The organism is Bacillus cereus (assembly GCF_002567495.1).
In the GTDB taxonomy this organism is placed as follows: Bacteria; Bacillota; Bacilli; order Bacillales; family Bacillaceae_G; genus Bacillus_A; species Bacillus_A cereus_AQ.
Genome location: NZ_NVAP01000011.1, coordinates 79,101 through 97,744, shown reverse-complemented (window position 1 = coordinate 97,744; position 18,644 = coordinate 79,101). Strand labels below are relative to the sequence as shown.

Genomic DNA, 18,644 nt, shown 5'->3' with positions numbered 1-18,644 from the left:
ACCTAAAGGGGATAATATCAGTATTGTATCCTCGTCTTTTTTGTTGAATAGATTCAGTGCCGATATTTGTCGAAAAAACAAGGTGAATTTCTTTGCTTTTTCTAAATGAAAGGATAGTTTTACGGTTAATTTTTGAAATTAAAACCCTTTAAATCTTTTTTTATGGTTGAAATAAGAAAGAGCGATGACAATGACACCGAATAAAAGGGGGAATGCAATAATTTTAGGAAAAGCTTGTAGTAGAGAAAGGATGTACAAGAAAAAAGAAACGATAACTGCTAGAAAAATAAGTAAAATATACGTTTTTTTCATATGGAACACCTCCAAAATAGCTTTTTTATAGCTTATTCAAAAATGAAAACGTTTAGAATGTGACAAAAGTGTGAAATTCGACAAAAGGGGTTGTCATCTGACGTCGAATCTTGTAATATAATAAGCGTGAACGAATTCACATACAAACATATACCCCTTTGTTTGAACGTGAAAATTTCTCCCATCCCCTTTAATATTTTTATAAGCCGTAAAGAAAAAGACCTGGTGTTTACACCAGGTCTTTTTCTATTGCTATCCATTTCCAATAACGTTCACACTTTACTTCAATCATTTGTACTTTTCGTTTCAGTTGTAATTTTTTTAATTCGCGTTCAATTTCTTGCTGTGAGCAGTCATATATAAATGCTACTTCTTTTGAAGAAATAAATTGTGTTGCTTCTAGTAACACTTCTAAAGGTGGTAATGGTTCTGGCTCAATTTCACATTTTACAAGTTCTTTCAATAATTGTACGTATACATCATAGGAATAAGTTCCAGCGATTTTAATACCTTCTTCATCTGAGTTCGCATGAAAGAATACGAGAGAAGGTATTTCTGTAATATGCATCTCATTCGTGAATTTCAAGTCACACTGGAAAGCTTTTTTTGCACTAGCGGAATGTAGATCTTTTTTAAATTCTTCTACATCAATATTGCTATCTTTTGCACATGCAAGTAATAGTTCGCAGTCAGGGTTTGATACATTTTCAAGGAAAATGTATTCTTGGAGTTTTCGCAAAAACTTCGAACCTGCTTTTCGGCCCTGCAACTCCGCTGCCTTAATTGCCATCGAAACTAAATATGGTGTTGACGATGCTTCTTGCATATGTACCTTTCCATCACATGAAAAACCTTGTAAACTTGTTGTCTTTTCCCACACAAATCGAATATTAGCAGGTTTATTCCATTTGTGTGAGGAAGCGTTCGTTCCGTCCACTTTTCCTGTTACGATATGACGAATAGAGAAGTATTTCCCATATTCAAGCCATAGTTTAATAATAAAAGGCTCAATTTCCCAGCAATCTTTACAAAGTGGATCAATAAATAAATATGCTTCTACAGACTTATGCTCGCATGCGGAAGGAGATGGCATATTTATATGCTTTGCTTCCTGCTTATCCATTACACTTCACCTGTTTCGTTTGGAGTATTAACCATATGCTGAGCAGTTAATGCTAAACGTTCAAAAACAAACTCTCTTATATGACCATGCACTCCAGTATCATCCATTGCTTGCTCCATACATGATAGCCAAGCCTCTGCTCGTTTTGGAGTAATCTCAAACGGAAGATGGCGTGCTCTTAACATAGGATGACCATGTTCTTCAGTGTACAAATTAGGACCACCTAAATATTGTGTTAAAAATTGCTTCTGCTTCCTAGCGGTTTCTGTTAAATCATCCGGGAAGATGGGAGATAAGTCAGGGTGTTTACTGACATAGGAATAAAATGTATCTACTAATATTGCAATGCATTGTTCACCGCCAATTGCTTCAAATGGTGTCATCGGTTGCTTGCTCATCCTTTATAAACTCCTTTTTCCATGAAATGTATATCTATTGTAGCAATGGAATGTTCGAGAGGGCAAATAAACAGCCTTCTCAAACATTCTTTGCTTATTCTACAGGTGTAAACTTTTTTAGTGAGATATATGTATCCACTAGCGAAACGTATTCACTAGTGGAATTTTCACTTTAGCGTGCTTTGTTTTGTTTGGCAAGGAAAAAGCGTTTTACTTTGTTATTTGTATGACGAACAGGTATGTTATGTTGCGTTAATAAATGAATAAATGCAGCTTTTCCTGTTTCTTCATCTTGCACTTCAAATTCAATTTCATAATCATCGTGATTGTAATAGAAACTATGATCAAAGACAAGCGTTCCGCATTCAAATAATGTTTCGGCTCTTTCTGTTGTTAAACTACCCATATATGTTAAAGCGGAAACAGGAATTTGTAATTTGTGTAGTTGATCTACTACTGCTCCTTGAATGATTGTATTTGTTTCCATCATCATTTTTGCTTCGTCTTCTGTTACGACTTGATGCGTTTCTAATAAACCGATTTCTGCAGGTTGTTTCAATGTTAACGTATAAGTTTCTCCTTTATGACGAATACGAAGTGCAGAGCCAGCTTCTTTTAACGAGAAGTCAGGTGTTTCAAAGTAGTGATTCACTTGTTTCGTAAATGTTTCAATAGAGAATGATTTACATAATGTATGGAATTCTTCTTCTGTAACGATATTTTTAAATTCAATTTCAATTTCTTGTGTCATTGTATGCGCTCCTTTTGAAAAATAATTCTTTACACATTATCGCTTTTTAACAAATTTGGTTCAATGTTTTATTTGTTTGCGTCCATGTTATGATACAATAATACTGTTAAGTAAGACAGGAAGTTGAGATGGAGGAATTCGAGCATGCAAAATAAAATTCAAGTTAAGAGCGTAGAAACGAGAGAGAATGCGCTTATTTTTTGTGCGGAAAATAGTGAAATAGAGGTAAAGGAGCTAAGTGCGCGTAATCACGTACTTGTAGACTCAGACAATTTATCATTTTTATATATTTTAGAAAACGAATCATCTTTCATTTATGTAAGTATTCCGCACACATGCTGGGAAGCAATGCATGAAGCGATGAATAAAGATATGGTAATGTTCATTCGCGTGAATGACATTGAAATGGAATTAGAAGGATTAAAAGAAGAAGTAGAATATTTAGTTGAAAATATTGAAGGTAATGCAAATTATGGAGAAGAACTAGTAACTGCTGTAGAAAAAGTATTTCTATAAGCAAATGGATTGATTTTGGTGGTGGTTGAAATGAATCGAAATTGGGAAGAATTTTTAGCACCTTACCATCAAGCGGTGGCAGAGCTGAAAGTGAAATTAAAAGGAATGCGTACACAGTTTGCAATGTTGACGGAGCATTCCCCAATTGAGTTTGTAACTGGACGAGTGAAATCAGTTGCGAGTATTATTGATAAAGCGGAGAAAAGAAATGTACCGCTAGACCGGCTTAGAGAAGATATGCAAGACATTGCGGGCCTTCGAATGATGTGTCAATTTGTTGATGAGATTAAGCCTGTTGTAGAATATCTTAGAAAACGAAATGACTTTGAAATCGTGGAAGAACGTGATTATGTCACGCAAAAGAAAGATAGCGGCTATCGCTCTTATCACGTTGTCATTAGTTACCCTGTTCAAACAATTCAGGGGGAAAAAAAAGTATTGGTAGAAATCCAAATACGCACGCTAGCAATGAACTTTTGGGCAACAATTGAGCATTCTTTAAATTATAAATATAGTGGACGTTTTCCTGAAGATATTAAAATACGCTTGCAACGTGCAGCGGAAGCGGCGTTTTTATTAGATGAAGAGATGTCTTCTATTCGTCTTGAGATTCAAGAAGCGCAGAAGGCTTTTTCAAGAAAGCAAGAAACGAAAGATTCCGAATCATAAACTAAAGGGTGTTGGGCGATGAAATTTACAATTATGTCAAAGGGAGATCAATCATCAGATACACTGGCAAGCACGATGAAAGAGTACTTGTTAGATTTTGGATTTATAATGGATGAAAAGGAACCCGATATTGTAATTTCTGTTGGGGGAGATGGAACGCTTTTATATGCGTTTCATCGTTATTATAATCGATTGGATGAAACAGCATTTGTTGGTGTACATACAGGACATTTAGGTTTCTATGCAGATTGGTTACCGACAGAAGTAGAGAAATTAGTAATTGCGATTGCGAAAACACCATTCCAAGTGGTGGAATATCCGCTTTTAGAAGTGATTATTCGCTATGTGAATGGAAGTAAAGAGTCACAGTATTTGGCGATGAATGAGGCGACTGTAAAAAGTGCAGAAGGTACATTAGTAACAGAAGTAGAAATACGCGGAGAATATTTTGAAACGTTCCGCGGGGACGGCCTTTGTATTTCTACTCCTTCAGGAAGTACTGCGTATAATAAAGCGCTTGGCGGAGCAATTATTCACCCTTCTATTGAAGCGATTCAAATTGCAGAAATGGCGTCCATTAACAATCGTGTGTTTCGTACTGTAGGATCGCCACTCGTATTGCCGAAGCACCATACATGTGTGTTAAAGCCAGCTGCAGGAATGAACTTACAAATTACAGTGGATCATTTAACGATGGTTCATCAAGATGTGAAATCAATCCAGTATCGCGTCGCAAACGAGAAAGTACGATTTGTTCGTTTCCGCCCGTTCCCGTTCTGGAAACGAGTTCGTGACTCGTTTGTTGCAGATAAATAGAAAGGGTTATATATTTGAACAGATTTACATTGAAATGGGATATAGGGCTGGCTGAAGAGGGAACTTTAGTTAGGGAATTTTTGAAAACGAAAGGGATTTCTAAAGCCGCTTTAACGGATATAAAGTTTCACGGCGGGGCAATTGAAGTAAATGGTCAACATGCGAGTGTTCGTCATCAGTTGCGCGCTGGTGAAGAATTACGTGTCTTTTTTCCAGTGGAGGAAAGAAGTGGAGGGATGATTGCAGAAGATATCCCTTTATGTATTGTATATGAAGATGATGCGGTTCTTATCATTAATAAAGAGGCGAACATGTCAACGATTCCGTCTAGAGAACATCCGGCAGGGAGTGTTGCCAACGCGCTTTTATCTCATTATGATAAGCAGCGACTTGCAAGTACAGTACACATCGTAACACGGTTAGATCGTGATACTTCAGGGCTTATGCTTATTGCAAAAAATCGTTTCGTGCATCATCTTTTATCGAAGCAGCATCAACAAAAAGCTGTGAAACGAACGTATGAAGCAATCGTTCACGGTGAGATGGTAGAACGAGAAGGAATGATTGATGCACCAATTGGACGAAAATCTGATAGCATTATTGAGCGAACGGTTTGTGAGGATGGACAAAGGGCAGTTACTCATTTTAAAGTAATTGATAGTACATATCATAAGGCACATGTAGCGCTTGAGCTTGAGACAGGAAGAACGCATCAAATTCGTGTGCATATGGCTCATATAGGACATCCATTACTTGGTGATAACTTATATGGGGGAAGAAGGGATGAAATGAAACGGCAAGCGCTTCATAGTACATCTTTGACGTTTTATCATCCTATTTTAGAGAAAGAAATGTCTTTCACTATAAAGCTTCCAAGTGATATGCAAGAAGTGTTGCGGCATACTTAAAAAGGGAACAAAATTCTTATGTTATAAAGAATTTTGTTCCTTTTTTTCTTAGCGGAATAATATTAAAATTTGATTTTCACTCGTACGTTTTATAACGAAAAACCCACTTTCGGCTTTTGTAGCAATGCCATTGTCATTTGGACGACAATATCCATGCGTTTCACAAGTGCCGTCATCACGTACAAACATTTGTCCAATTAATCCGACAGGAAGCCACTCGGTGCGATCTTTTCTTGCTACATATTTGCAAGCTGGATCCCATTCTGTATTTAAAAGAGGTTGTATTTCCTCTGTTTCCGTCCATGTATATTGGCGTTTTCCAAAGTTATCTGTTTTATAGCGTTTTTGCCAACTTAAAGCCCCGCTATTTCCTATAAGAGCAGGGGTTGCACTAGATATCCCTAAGATGAATGAATCGTGTGAAGTAGCTATCCGAATTTTTTCTTCGCTACTAAATGTAACGAAATAGCCGACATCAATAAGGTTATGATCTTCTGTTTCAAACATTTGTGCAAAATCCGTGCCGCTTGCATTGTAAGACGCGCCCTCAATGTACATTTCTCCATTATGGGCAAGCCATTTAGCCCCGATATTATGGTCGGTGTCGTTTACACCATTTGCAATAAACCAAGAATAAGCTTCTTCTGCAGTGCCGAAGCGTCCCATAATATGGCTACCTGAAAAATGAGCTGTTGATGTATGATGACCTTCCGCATGAGAAGAGGATCCGTTAGCGATAGTTGCGGTTCCTTCTGCGTGTGCTGCTTCGCCTAAAGCAATCGTCTGTTTACCCTCCGCATGAGAATAAGCACCGCCTGCTGTCGTTTCACTTCCCTCACTATGCGAACTATGTCCAGTTGCTTTTGAGTTTGATCCTTCGGCATGAGAGAAAGAGCCTTTTGCATGTGTTAATAAGCCTTCCGCATGTGCTGCCATGCCCTCCGCATGAGAGTGAAGCCCCTCCGCATATGCATATCGACCGCCTCTTTTAACTTTTGTATTTTCAGGTGTAGGTGTTTCAATTATGAGTGGTTTTTCAGTTTGTATATCATTTGATGAAGCTAATGCTTCTTTTATTTTTTTTACTTGGTTTATAATAGCAGCTGGAATTTCTGGTTCCACTTTTTTATTTATTGCTACAGAAATATTTTCTTCCGCTTTTTCTTCTGTTTGGTTAGAATGTAGTACCTGTTCATCTTGATTTGAGAGCTGTTTATTTTTTTGTTGCATCTTAATTTTTTTACGATCGATTATGCGGCTCATTACAGCGTTTTCTAAAGAGACATATGTTGGTTTTACTTTACTTTTTTTTGATGACTCTTGTTCTTCCAGTTCTTCTATCGCTGCAGCTCGAATACTGCACCAGTTATTAATTCCGTACATGGGCAGATATAAAGGGGGGAATTTTCTTTTTTGTTTAGAAGATTTTTTCTTCATTCTGTCACCTCCTGCGACATTATATGTAGGGTAATTAAAAAAAGATGCACTTTATTGCATCTTTTTTTAATTACTTTACCTAGTTTTATAGAAGATCCGCCTAAATAATACGGTAATCTCTCGCCAAGTAAGGTAGTTATGAAATTGGACGGAATTTCTCAGCGACAAAAGGTAAGGAAGAAGGGACAGAAACAGTTTCCATTTCAGGGTAACGTAATCCGGTTAATTTGCCACCAAATACAGCGCCAGTATCAATATTGACTGTATGATTTACGAAGCGAGGTTCTGCTACTGGTGTATGTCCATATACAATCCAAGTTTCTCCTGTATATGCCTTTGCCCAGTCGCGACGTACAGGCGAGCCGTCAGCATGCTTTTCTCCTGTAATATCGCCATATAATACAAAGGTTTGTACTTTTTTATCTTGTCTTCCTATGTAATTTTGCTGAATCCCAGCGTGACATACGATTACTCTTTTTTCATCTAGTATGTGGTAGAGCGGTGATTGTTCATAAAGAGTGATAAACTTTTCTTTTATAATGTTTTGCTTATGAGAAGGAAGTGCCTCATATTCAGCAACAGTTGTTTCAAGCCCGTGAGCGACTGTTACATTACGCCCAAGGAAAAATCGATATAGTTTATTACAGTGATTTCCAGGGGCGTAATAAGCTTCTTTTTTATGTATGACAAGCTCCCATACAATTTCGATCATACGTAATGAATGAGGACCACGGTCTGTAATATCGCCAACGAATGCAAGTTTACGTTGAGCAGGGTGAACTGGTAGACCGCTACTCCAGCTATATCCAAGTTTCTCTGTTAAATTTTGAAACTCTTGGAAGCATCCATGAATATCTCCTACAATGTCATATTTCATATTTAAACCTCCATCATATTTTTCATTAGTATATCTAAAAAAGGATAGAGATAAAAATATACCGTTTTTGTGTTGTTCATTTAAACATAAAGATTTTCGTTCTTGAGCGAACATTTAAAATGAATCCAATCGCAATCATGTACGTAAGCAGTGAACTTCCTCCATAGCTCATGAAGGGTAATGTGATTCCTGTAATAGGGAGTAATCCGATTGTCATTCCGATATTTTGAAATACTTGGAAAGTAAACATTCCGATTGTACCAGCGCAAATATAACTACCGAAAGGGTCATTACTTTCTAAAGCGATATGAATCATTCGAAAAATGAGTAAGAAAAAAAGTGAAATAATAACACTTGCGCCTAGAAATCCAAATTGTTCAGCGACATTAGTGAAAATAAAATCTGTATGTGGTTCTGGAAAATATACTTGTCCATTTTCCCAACCTTTTCCTTGCATTTCTCCGGATCCAGTCGCTAAGAATGCTTGTCTTAATTGATAGCCTTGCGCATCATATTTGTAAGGTGCTAACCATCCATAGAAGCGATTTAATTGATATTCTTTTAAAATGTGTGCTTTAAAGAAATCTGTGTAAGTAAAAAAAATATATATTAATGTAGATCCAGCCACGAAAGTGCCTGAAACTAATCCGAAAATAAAACGCCATCGTATGCCAGAAACTAGTATCATTGCTGCAAGCATCGCTGAAATGACCATCGTATTTCCTAAATCTGGTTCTTTTGCAATGAGTAGTAGTGGTGGTAAACTCGTTGCAAATATTTTTCCAAGCAATAAAAAATCGTCATGTATTGTTCGTGAAAAATATTTCTCATTATGATTTGCTATAATTCGTCCAATGACGATAATTAAAAACAATTTCATAATTTCAGAAGGCTGAAAATTTCCGATGCCTGGGAGCCTGTACCAAGCGGTAGCGCCCTTAATTGTAACGGCACCTGGTACTTGAAGTTCTAGTCCAATAAGTAGTACTATTGCAAAACTATACAAATACCAAGCAATTTTTTGATAACGATCGAAATCGATAATCATAATAACACCAATGGCTATAAATCCAATGAAGTACCATTGGATTTGCTTTAGTACAAAATTGACGTTTTGTAAAAATGGCGGTAAAGAGGCTTGTGCACTTGCAATAGCACAACAACTAACAATCCCAATGGCAAATAAAATGAATAGTAATACGTAGTCTATTTGATATTGAGAATTTGGATCTTTCAATGTAGGTATTCCTTTCTACTGCTCTTTATAGTAATGGATTTTATAGTATGAGAAAGAATGTATGAACTATACGAATGATTCACATATAGTCCATACACTTTTGATTTTGCAGGGTAGTTCAATTCTTTAACTCTTTAATAATTATATCCAAACAATGGGAAAGACGTACATGTGCGTCAGGAAAAATATCTAATTGATGAAGATAGTATTTTAAGGAACTTTTACACCATTGGTAAGCACTAAATAGAGCTGCTCTATAGTCCGTAGTATTTTGTAAAAAGCCATATTCTTTTGCTGTTATAACGAGGTGTGTAAAATCTTCACAGCCTTGAAGGAGCTTATTGTGTATTTGTTGTCCTGCATGGTAGCGAAATTGACTTAAAGGCTCAGAAATGTATATTGCATTTCCTTTAGAAAGCAAAGAAATCCATGAGGCCATATCAACACTACAAGAATATTGTCGCTCTTTAAGGGTGCCAAAAGGCTCAGTGAGCAATTCTTTTCGGAACAAAGTAGTTGTAGGCTCACCGATAATGTTGTGCCCGCTCTTTAACATCCAATTGCCTAAAAATATCCCGTTTAAAGGGGTGTCTTCACTATATAACCTTTGTGTTGGATGGGCATCACCGATTAGATTTCCATGATCATCAATACGTACTCGATAAGAAGTAACAAGAGCAAGATTTTTATTGAAATCTTGCTCAAAATAGGCCATCATTTTTTGTATTTTATGCTTATAAAACACGTCATCGTCCATTAAAAAATTTATATACTCACCATTTGATTTTTCTATGAGCATAAGGTCATTGTGAAATTGTCCTAGAGTAGGGATATTTCGAATGTATGTTATATTTTTATAATTTGGTAAGTATTGTTCGTGTATTAAAGTTTCTGTTTCATCATTTGTACTATCATCACCGATGATGATTTCAATATTTGAATAAGTTTGTGCCAATGCACTTTCTAGAGCAATTTTGAAATAATGGGGTCGATTATAAGTGGGAATAAGGATGGAAACGAGAGGTAGATCCTTTTCACTCGTCATACATAACTTCCTTTCAGAAGCTTTTTTTTGTAAGAACAATATCTTGGTAACTTGTATATTCATGTCTGCCGCACCATAAACCATAATGCGGCTTATTGATTACTTCTAGGCCGTACTTATTCAATAGATTGTAAATATCTGTCTCAGGATAAGCAACTGCGAAATTGGGAATATCTTTATTTACAACATAGCAATTTTCAATTCGATCATAAAAACCTAATGTACTTTGTCCTGCATTTAAATAATAGGATGATTCAGGATTTATTAGAAAGAATGTAATGAAACATCTCCCGTCTTTTTTTAATACACGTACAATTTCAGATACGTAATGTTCTAATTCTTGTGGGAGAAGATGCGTAAATACAGAAGTTAAAAAGATAAAATCGAATGTCCCGTCTTCATAGGGGAAACGATATTGAGAGGCATCTTCTTTTCCCTCTGGATTATAGAATTGATTGTATATGTCAACATGGTCGAAATGAAAATTATTACGTGTAGTTGAAATGTTATTTTGACACCAAGTAATCCCATCTTTAAACAAATCAAATCCGTAATACGCTCCATCATCAGTTAAGTAATTCATTAATGGCACAGCCATTCGGCCGACGCCGCAGCCTACATCTAATACTTTTTCATTTGATTGTAAAGCGCCAATTTGAATAAAATGCTTTAGGAACTCTTTTCCAACCTTTTTGAAGTCGCCACCTACATATTGGACGAGTTCAGGAGGGGGGAGTAAAGTCGTTTCTTTGTCAAGTTCGCTCATGAGTATGCCCCTTTCTTGTGTAAAAAGATGCAGTAAACAGTATCTATTGTATCCAGTTATTTGCAGGGAATCTACTAATAAAATTTTCAATGTGTAGTGAGAGAACACAGGAAAACGATTGTTATATGTAAGGAGATTCCGAAAAAAATACTTTATTGGGTTAGAAGTGAGAGAAGGATGAGTGAAAATGGAATCTCCTATAGATTAAATCTTTTTTATTCTTTTCTCCAATAAACGCCAAATACATCAATTTTAGTAATAGGGGCTTTTAAATTTCGTTGATTTCTAAAGTCTGTAACAGCTTCAGCGCATGGTGGTAGCCCGTAGTCATCAATAATTATATAGCCACCTTGAGAAACTTTATCATATAAATTCACGAGACCATCCATGGTGGATTCGTACATATCACCATCAAGCCGTGCAATTGCTATTTTTTCAATTGGTGCTGTTGGTAAAGTATCTTTAAACCAACCTTTTAAAAATTTCACTTGATCATTTAGTAAATCATATTTTTTAAAATTCTCTTGTACTTGTTCTAAAGAGACGCGCAAGTAATCAAACGTGTGTAAATAATCACCGTAATCTTTTGGATATTGTTCTAGATTCGGTGCTGGCAAACCTTCAAATGAATCTGCAACCCACACACTACGATTCGTAATGTTGTTTGCTTGTAGAAAGCCATTCATAAAAATGCATGATCCCCCGCGCCATACACCTGTTTCAATAAAATCTCCCTCTATATTTTCACGAACAACGGTTTCCATTGCCTCTTGTAATTGGTTCATACGTTCTCGACCAATCATGCTATGTGCTGCCCTTGGCCAATCCATTCCATCATAACGTTCACTTTTTGAAACATTTGGTTTTACAATTTTTAAGTTATGGTTTTCGGCATATTGCTTAATGAATAAAGGGAGGGGGACTGTAACTGGCTCGAATTCTAGTTCTTTCGAAATATGTAGAGATGCGGGTAAGTATGCCTCATATTCTAACCATATTTCAAATAAAATTGTCTTTTTTAACAATTCGAGATAAAGCTGAACAGCAGATTTACTTTCCATATTTGTGCCTCCTGCAAAATGTCATACAACAATATGATTATGTAGATAGCGAATGTTTCATGATTGAATTTGAAATTGAAAAAGCAGTAAAACTGATATCAGTTTTACTGCTAAGTAAAAAATTAAGCGATTTTTTCAATAATAATGGATGCATTCGTACCAAGAGCTAATGATAGCCCAAGCCCTGTAACAATTACTTCAACTAATGATGGAGTTGTTGTAATTTGCGTAATTGCTTGAACAACGATAGGTGCTCCAACTGAGATTAAAGTGGTCCCAGTACCTGGTACAGATACCCCATTTACTTGGATTGTAAGTCCTCCTAATACACTTATTGCCGCAGTATATACGATAACAGTGATTTTATAGAATCCAGTTTGACTAATTACGAAAGTATCGGGATCTAATTGAGAAATTGCTGTGCCAAACTGAGAACCAACAGTATTAAATGGTACTGGAGCATTAATTCCAAGATCTAAAGAAATCCCAGCGGAGTTAAATGCATACAATCCTGCTGGAAGTCCTAGGCCGGATGGTCCAGTAGGTCCAGTAGGCCCAGTGTTACCCGTAGGTCCAGTCAGTCCTGTAGTACCAGTAGGCGCAGTAGGCCCCGTAGGTCCAGTAGGTCCAGTAGGCCCGGTAGGCCCAGTCGGTCCAGTAGGCCCAGTAGGCCCAGTCGGAAGAGTAAACGGCGGTATCGGTGGTAATGTTGGTCCTACAAGATTAGGGTCAAATGCACTAGCTGATAAAGATTCATCGGGATTTAATCCATCTGAATAATTATTATTTGACATAAATTCACCTCCATAAAGCGTTCATTATATAGTAGATGCAAAACCGAAAGAAAATGACACGGACATTTGAATTATTGAAAAGAAATCTAAAACTACTTGAACAATTTAAAAAAATGGAAAGTTTAGTATGGGTATAACATATGATTGATTTGGAAGAGGGTGATTATGTTGAACAAGCAAGGAATTACAATTAGTTTATGTATGATTGTTCGAGATGAAGAGGAGACAATAGCCCGTTGTTTAGACACAGTTGAGAAAATTGTGGATGAAATTATAGTAGTTGATACAGGTTCCGTCGATCGAACGAAAGAAATTGTAGAGAAATACACTTCTAACATATATGATTTCCAGTGGATTGATGATTTTGCGGCAGCAAGAAATTTTTCTTTTTCAAAAGCGACGCAAGAGTATATATTGTGGCTAGATGCAGATGACGTATTATTAGAAGATGCTCAAGAAGCATTGAGACTCTTAAAAAGAGAATTAGATCCTAAAATTGATGCTGTTTCGATGTCTTATCATCTTACGATGGATTCTAACGGGAAACCTTTATATTGTACAAAAAGAAATCGACTTGTAAAGCGTGAAAAACAATTTCAATGGTTTGGAAAGGTTCACGAGTATTTAGCTATTGCTGGTGAGACTTTTAGTAGTAAAGTTGCTATTACACATAAAAAAGAAAAAAAAGTAACAGATCGTAATTTAAAAATTTTTCAAAACACTGTAGCTGCAGGAGAGGAATTGAGTTCGAGGGACTTATTTTATTACGCAAATGAATCTACAGATAACCAAAAATATGATGATGCAGTTCTTCTTTATGAAACATTTCTTAATCAAGACGAAGGATGGTATGAAGAGAAAATTTATGCATGTGGTAAGTTAGGAGATTGCTATGCGAAGCTCGGGATGTGGGAGAAGGCAATCGAATCTTGTGTGAAGTCGTTTCGTTATGACGTCCCTAGAGGAGAGAATTGTACAAGAATAGGATATATATATATGGAACAAGAAAAATATAATGAAGCGATATTTTGGTTTAAACTTGCAACGGAAGTACCAATGGCAACGGAGAGTCCTTTCCATAGTCCAGCTAGCTATACGTGGCTACCCTATTTACAAATGTGTATTTGTTATAGCAGGTTAGGGGAGCAGGATAAAGCGTATTATTACAATGAATTAGCAGCTTCTTATGTTCCAAATAATGCTGCGATTGAATATAACCGTAAATATTTTCGGGGAGTTTTTGATAAACAATATAAAGTGTAATAGGTTTCGCTTTTTTAGAAATGGTTTATCGTTATTCTAACTCTAATAGATTGGTTATATATTAGAGTATCGGTCATGTAATCAATACAGGTAACACCTTTTATCCCGCTATTTGTGAGCAGTAAAGCTCCCACCTCAAAATTAGGTTGGAGCAAAGAAGTTAGATGGAAAACCCTGCTGCTCGTAAACGTTCGATTGGTGAAAACTAATAATCAGTGGGGGAACAAAATAATCACTGATTAAAGTACTACTTTATAGAATTCATATGAGATTTACATTTCAAATTCAAATTGCATAGGGAGTGTGTGAAATGAATCGGGAAAACAGCTCTTTATATAAAGAAAAATCCGAACATTATTATAATGCAGCGAATCCAAATTTATTAAAGCATATAAAAAAGGAATGGAAAGAAGTTCTTGATATTGGTTGCTCGAGTGGTGCATTGGGAGCGGCTATTAAAGAAAATGGTACACGTGTGTCAGGAGTGGAGGCTTTTCCGGAGGCGGCAGAAAAGGCAAAAGAGAGACTAGATCACGTCATATTAGGTGATATAGAAACGATGGATCTTCCTTATGAGGAGCAGCAATTTGATTGCGTCATATTTGGAGATGTATTAGAGCATTTATTTAATCCATGGGCTGTGGTTGAAAAGGTTAAGCCATATATAAAAGAAAATGGTGTGATTTTAGCAAGTATACCAAACGTTGCTCATATTTCAGTATTAGCGCCTTTACTTGCTGGAAACTGGACGTATACAGAATATGGTTTATTAGATAAAACGCATATTCGTTTCTTTACATTTAATGAAATGCTAAGAATGTTTTTAAAAGCAGGATATTCAATTAGTAAAGTAGATCGTGTATATATTGATCATAAAATGTATGAGCCGCTTATTGAGGAGTTATATGGAATTTGTAAAAAATATCGCCTTGGAAGTGGCTTCATGGCTGAGACAGTTGTATTTCAGTATATTATTGAAGCTGAAAAATCACAATTATGAGTGGTGCAGACAAAACCATATTATTTGTTACATGTATAAATGATCGGAAATTGTATGCAAACTGTGTGCGACATATATTGCAATTGTTAGTACCTCCAGGGTATATTGTTCAATTTATGCCGATTCGAAATGCGAAAAGTATGACGAGTGGATACAATCAAGCCGTTTCGCATCCAGCGAAGTATAAAGTGTATTTACATCAAGATGTTTTTATTATAAATAGAGCCTTTTTATACGGATTGCTTCAACTATTTGAGGAACATGAACACCTTGGTATGATTGGGATGGTTGGAGCGCAATATGTTCCTCCAACTGGTGTATGGAACGAAGGGCATGGAATTGTAGGAAAGGTAATTGGTTATATGAATGATTTGTTCTATATGGCAAGTTTAGAACAACCGTATCATGAATCAAAAACATTTATTCCTGTAGAATGTATTGACGGTTTATTAATGGCAACACAATATAACGTTCCGTGGCGAGAAGACTTATTTGACGGATTTGACTTTTATGATGTATCTCAATCATTTGAATTTAAAAAAGCAGGATATACAGTCGGTGTACCTGTACAGCGCGATGCTTGGTGTATCCATTATCATTTTGATGTGAATATGACAAACTATGAAAAGTATCGAAAAATATTTGTGGAACACTATATGTCAGATGTAAATAAGGAAGAATAAAAGGGGGGACAAAAATGAAAGATCATACAATAGTAGTCGTTGTTTGTGTAAATAATGAAGAGCTTTTCAAACAATGTGAGAGCCAAATAAGAAACATTTTTGTTCCCCCTGGTTATGTCGTGCAGATTTTTCCGATACGAGATGCAAAAAGTATGGCAAGTGCATACAACCGAGCCCTTTCATATCCAGCGAAATACAAAGTATATATACATCAAGATACGTATCTTATTAATCGAGATATGTTTTATACACTTATATCTCTTTTTAAAGAAAATGAAAAGCTCGGCTTAATTGGAGTCGCTGGAGCTCAGTTTTTACCGAGTAATGGGATATGGTGGGAAGGGAAAAATTTAGTGGGGAAAGTGATTGAATACAGAAGACAAAATTATCAATTATTAAATTTAGACCAGGTTTTTTATGGTAATCAACCATTTTTGTCAGTTCAGGCAATCGATGGTTTATTAATGGCGACGCAGTATGATATTCCGTGGCGAGACGATTTGTTTCAAGGGTTTCATTTTTATGATGTGTCACAGTCTTTAGAGTTTCAAAAAGCTGGTTATTTAATCGGTATCCCAAATCAAGCAAATTTATGGTGTATTCATTACAACGGGGATGAGTTTGATGCGGATACATATGAGAAGTACCGGAAAGTGTTTGTAGAACATTATAAAGATATATTATCTCCATCATAAAGGAGAGATGCAGCGTGAAAGGGATTATTTTAGCAGGTGGTACTGGATCGAGATTATATCCAATAACGAAAGTAACGAATAAACATTTACTTCCTGTTGGTCGGTATCCGATGATTTATCATGCGGTATATAAGCTAAAACAATGCGATATTACAGATATTATGATTATTACAGGTAAAGAGCATATGGGAGATGTTGTTAGCTTTTTAGGGAGTGGTCATGAATTTGGCGTGTCCTTTACGTATCGTGTGCAAGATAAAGCGGGCGGGATCGCACAGGCATTAGGGCTTTGTGAAGATTTCGTCGGGAATGATCGTATGGTAGTTATATTAGGGGATAATATTTTTTCAGATGATATTCTTCCGTATGTTGAAGAGTTTACAAATCAAAAAGAAGGTGCGAAAGTGCTATTACAATCTGTAGAAGATCCTGAAAGGTTTGGCGTAGCACATATTCAAGACCGAAAAATAGTTGAAATTGAAGAAAAGCCGAAAGAGCCGAAAAGTTCTTATGCTGTTACGGGAATTTATTTGTATGATTCGAAAGTCTTTTCTTATATAAAAGAGTTAAAACCTTCCGCAAGGGGAGAGCTTGAAATTACAGATATAAATAATTGGTATTTAAAACGAGGGGTACTTTCTTACAATGAAATGAGCGGTTGGTGGACTGATGCGGGAACTCATGCTTCTCTTCATAAGGCGAATACGTTAGCACGAGATATAAACTTTGGGAAACAGTTTAACGGAGAATAGGTGAGAATATGAAAGTTGTAGAAACAAATTTTACCGATGCGAAATTGTTAGAACCGAGGTTATTTGGAGACGAGCGTGGCTTTTTTTCAGAGAGCTATAATAAGAAGGTGCTAGAAACATTAGGGATTACGTATTCATTTATACAGGATAACGTATCTTATTCGGCTAGGGCAGGAACGATTCGAGGACTACACTTTCAAAAAAAACCGAAAGCACAAACGAAACTCATTCAAGTTATGCAAGGGGCAATTTATGATGTTATCGTAGATTTACGAAAAAAATCACCAACATTTAAACAATGGAAAGGGTATATTTTAAGTGCGGATAACCATCGGCAATTACTAGTGCCAAAAGGTTTTGCACATGGATTTTGCACGCTTGTCCCGCAGACTATCGTTATGTATAAAGTAGATGAATATTATAGCGCAGAGCATGACTCAGGATTACTTTGGGAAGATAAAGAGTTAGCAATTCCTTGGCCAGTAACCGATCCTATCTTGTCTGATAAGGACCGGATATTACCATTGCTAGAGGAATATGAAGATAGTTTTTAAGTAGGAGAGTTGTTTATGAATATATTAGTAACAGGTGGCGCTGGATTTATTGGAAGTAATTTTGTTCATTATATGCTACAAAGTCATGAAACATATAAAATTATTAATTACGATGCATTGACATATAGCGGGAATTTAAATAACGTAAAATCTCTTCAAAATCATCCGAATTACTCTTTTGTAAAAGGAGAAATTCAAAATGGGGAGCTATTAGAACACGTTATAAAAGAGCGAGACGTACAAATAATTGTAAATTTTGCAGCTGAATCACATGTGGACCGTAGTATTGAAAATCCGATTCCTTTTTATGATACAAATGTAATTGGGACGGTCACTTTATTAGAACTAGTTAAAAAATATCCGCATATAAAACTTGTGCAAGTATCAACGGATGAGGTGTATGGTTCTTTAGGGGAAACAGGGAAGTTCACAGAGACAACGCCGTTAGCTCCAAATAGTCCGTATTCTTCAAGTAAGGCGAGCGCTGACATGATAGCCCTATCTTACCATGAAACATATCAATTACCGGTCATAGTAACGCGTTGTTCTAACAATTATGGGCCGTACCAGTATCCCGAAAAATTAATTCCATTAATGGTGACGAATGCACTGGAAGGAAAAAAACTACCGTTGTATGGTGATGGTTTAAATATAAGAGATTGGTTACATGTAACGGATCATTGCAGTGCGATTGACGTTGTTCTGCATAAGGGACGTGTAGGGGAAGTATATAATATAGGCGGAAATAATGAAAAGACAAATGTAGATGTTGTAGAACAAATTATTACTCTTTTAGGAAAAACAAAAAAAGACATTGAATATGTTACAGACCGTTTAGGGCACGATCGCCGTTATGCGATTGATGCAGGGAAAATGAAAAATGAATTTGATTGGGAACCGAAGTATACGTTTGAACAAGGATTACAAGAGACGGTGCATTGGTATGAGAATAATAAGGAATGGTGGAAACCACTAAAAGAACAGTAA

The 18,644-nt window shown here is 36.2% G+C and carries 22 protein-coding genes; 11 read left to right on the top strand and 11 right to left on the bottom strand.

Annotation, left to right across the window (positions count from 1 at the left end):
• Window positions 1–138: 138 nt before the first annotated feature.
• From COK05_RS31260 to COK05_RS06095, 4 genes are all read right to left on the bottom strand, one after another.
• The gene (locus tag COK05_RS31260) at window positions 139–312 is read right to left on the bottom strand and encodes a hypothetical protein (protein WP_098611861.1); all 174 of its coding nucleotides are present in this window, start codon (window positions 310–312) and stop codon (window positions 139–141) included.
• Between the two features lie 229 nt (window positions 313–541).
• Window positions 542–1,435 (bottom strand): ClpXP adapter SpxH family protein, encoded by an 894-nt coding sequence (locus COK05_RS06105; protein ID WP_098611860.1) that lies wholly within the window; start codon window positions 1,433–1,435, stop codon window positions 542–544.
• Window positions 1,435–1,833: a globin domain-containing protein gene (locus COK05_RS06100; protein ID WP_000043382.1), complete on the bottom strand. Its 399-nt coding sequence runs from the start codon at window positions 1,831–1,833 to the stop codon at window positions 1,435–1,437. The genes COK05_RS06105 and COK05_RS06100 overlap by 1 nt, the downstream gene beginning before the upstream one ends.
• Window positions 1,834–2,005: 172 nt before the next feature.
• Window positions 2,006–2,584, bottom strand: coding sequence for a CYTH domain-containing protein (locus tag COK05_RS06095; protein ID WP_098611859.1), 579 nt, complete (start codon window positions 2,582–2,584; stop codon window positions 2,006–2,008).
• 144 nt (window positions 2,585–2,728) lie between these two features.
• On the opposite strand from COK05_RS06095, the gene COK05_RS06090 reads away from it, so the two are divergent.
• From COK05_RS06090 to COK05_RS06075, 4 genes are read left to right on the top strand one after another with little or no spacing between them, the layout of a single operon-like run.
• A complete protein-coding gene (locus COK05_RS06090; protein WP_001180015.1) occupies window positions 2,729–3,100 on the top strand; it encodes a hypothetical protein in 372 nt (123 codons plus the stop codon).
• A gap of 30 nt (window positions 3,101–3,130) precedes the next feature.
• On the top strand, window positions 3,131–3,769 hold the full coding sequence (locus COK05_RS06085) for a GTP pyrophosphokinase (RefSeq protein ID WP_001081480.1): 639 nt from the start codon (window positions 3,131–3,133) through the stop codon (window positions 3,767–3,769).
• Window positions 3,770–3,787: 18 nt separating this feature from the next.
• Window positions 3,788–4,585, top strand: coding sequence for an NAD kinase (locus tag COK05_RS06080; protein ID WP_000673190.1), 798 nt, complete (start codon window positions 3,788–3,790; stop codon window positions 4,583–4,585).
• Window positions 4,586–4,599: 14 nt separating this feature from the next.
• Complete coding sequence (locus tag COK05_RS06075) at window positions 4,600–5,493, top strand: RluA family pseudouridine synthase (protein WP_098611858.1); 894 nt, start codon at window positions 4,600–4,602, stop codon at window positions 5,491–5,493.
• A gap of 48 nt (window positions 5,494–5,541) precedes the next feature.
• Here COK05_RS06075 and COK05_RS06070 read toward each other — a convergent pair whose 3' ends face one another.
• From COK05_RS06070 to COK05_RS06040, 7 genes are all read right to left on the bottom strand, one after another.
• On the bottom strand, window positions 5,542–6,930 hold the full coding sequence (locus COK05_RS06070) for a peptidase G2 autoproteolytic cleavage domain-containing protein (RefSeq protein WP_098611857.1): 1,389 nt from the start codon (window positions 6,928–6,930) through the stop codon (window positions 5,542–5,544).
• 136 nt (window positions 6,931–7,066) lie between these two features.
• A complete protein-coding gene (gene prpE / locus COK05_RS06065) occupies window positions 7,067–7,807 on the bottom strand; it encodes a bis(5'-nucleosyl)-tetraphosphatase PrpE (RefSeq protein WP_098611856.1) in 741 nt (246 codons plus the stop codon).
• A 76-nt stretch (window positions 7,808–7,883) separates the two neighbouring features.
• The gene (locus COK05_RS06060) at window positions 7,884–9,044 is read right to left on the bottom strand and encodes an FtsW/RodA/SpoVE family cell cycle protein (protein ID WP_098611855.1); all 1,161 of its coding nucleotides are present in this window, start codon (window positions 9,042–9,044) and stop codon (window positions 7,884–7,886) included.
• 118 nt (window positions 9,045–9,162) lie between these two features.
• Window positions 9,163–10,089: a glycosyltransferase family 2 protein gene (locus COK05_RS06055; protein WP_098611864.1), complete on the bottom strand. Its 927-nt coding sequence runs from the start codon at window positions 10,087–10,089 to the stop codon at window positions 9,163–9,165.
• 13 nt (window positions 10,090–10,102) lie between these two features.
• Complete coding sequence (locus tag COK05_RS06050) at window positions 10,103–10,855, bottom strand: class I SAM-dependent methyltransferase (RefSeq protein WP_098611854.1); 753 nt, start codon at window positions 10,853–10,855, stop codon at window positions 10,103–10,105.
• A gap of 215 nt (window positions 10,856–11,070) precedes the next feature.
• Window positions 11,071–11,916, bottom strand: coding sequence for a TylF/MycF family methyltransferase (locus COK05_RS06045; RefSeq protein ID WP_098611853.1), 846 nt, complete (start codon window positions 11,914–11,916; stop codon window positions 11,071–11,073).
• A gap of 122 nt (window positions 11,917–12,038) precedes the next feature.
• The gene (locus COK05_RS06040; protein WP_098611852.1) at window positions 12,039–12,710 is read right to left on the bottom strand and encodes a BclA C-terminal domain-containing protein; all 672 of its coding nucleotides are present in this window, start codon (window positions 12,708–12,710) and stop codon (window positions 12,039–12,041) included.
• Between the two features lie 165 nt (window positions 12,711–12,875).
• Between COK05_RS06040 and COK05_RS06035 the strand changes: the two genes are divergently transcribed.
• The 7 genes from COK05_RS06035 (at window position 12,876) to rfbB (ending at window position 18,644) form a co-directional block, all read left to right on the top strand.
• The gene (locus tag COK05_RS06035; protein WP_098611851.1) at window positions 12,876–13,973 is read left to right on the top strand and encodes a glycosyltransferase; all 1,098 of its coding nucleotides are present in this window, start codon (window positions 12,876–12,878) and stop codon (window positions 13,971–13,973) included.
• A gap of 310 nt (window positions 13,974–14,283) precedes the next feature.
• Entirely contained in the window at window positions 14,284–14,973 is a 690-nt protein-coding gene (locus COK05_RS06030; protein ID WP_098611850.1) for a class I SAM-dependent methyltransferase, read from the top strand.
• A complete protein-coding gene (locus COK05_RS06025) occupies window positions 14,970–15,656 on the top strand; it encodes a glycosyltransferase family protein (protein WP_098611849.1) in 687 nt (228 codons plus the stop codon). Before COK05_RS06030 ends, COK05_RS06025 begins: the two co-directional genes overlap by 4 nt.
• 14 nt (window positions 15,657–15,670) lie before the next feature.
• Complete coding sequence (locus COK05_RS06020; protein WP_098611848.1) at window positions 15,671–16,351, top strand: glycosyltransferase family protein; 681 nt, start codon at window positions 15,671–15,673, stop codon at window positions 16,349–16,351.
• 14 nt (window positions 16,352–16,365) lie between these two features.
• The gene (locus tag COK05_RS06015; protein ID WP_098611847.1) at window positions 16,366–17,103 is read left to right on the top strand and encodes a sugar phosphate nucleotidyltransferase; all 738 of its coding nucleotides are present in this window, start codon (window positions 16,366–16,368) and stop codon (window positions 17,101–17,103) included.
• An 8-nt stretch (window positions 17,104–17,111) separates the two neighbouring features.
• On the top strand, window positions 17,112–17,657 hold the full coding sequence (gene rfbC / locus COK05_RS06010; protein ID WP_098611846.1) for a dTDP-4-dehydrorhamnose 3,5-epimerase: 546 nt from the start codon (window positions 17,112–17,114) through the stop codon (window positions 17,655–17,657).
• Window positions 17,658–17,672: 15 nt separating this feature from the next.
• Window positions 17,673–18,644 (top strand): dTDP-glucose 4,6-dehydratase, encoded by a 972-nt coding sequence (gene rfbB, locus COK05_RS06005; protein WP_098611845.1) that lies wholly within the window; start codon window positions 17,673–17,675, stop codon window positions 18,642–18,644.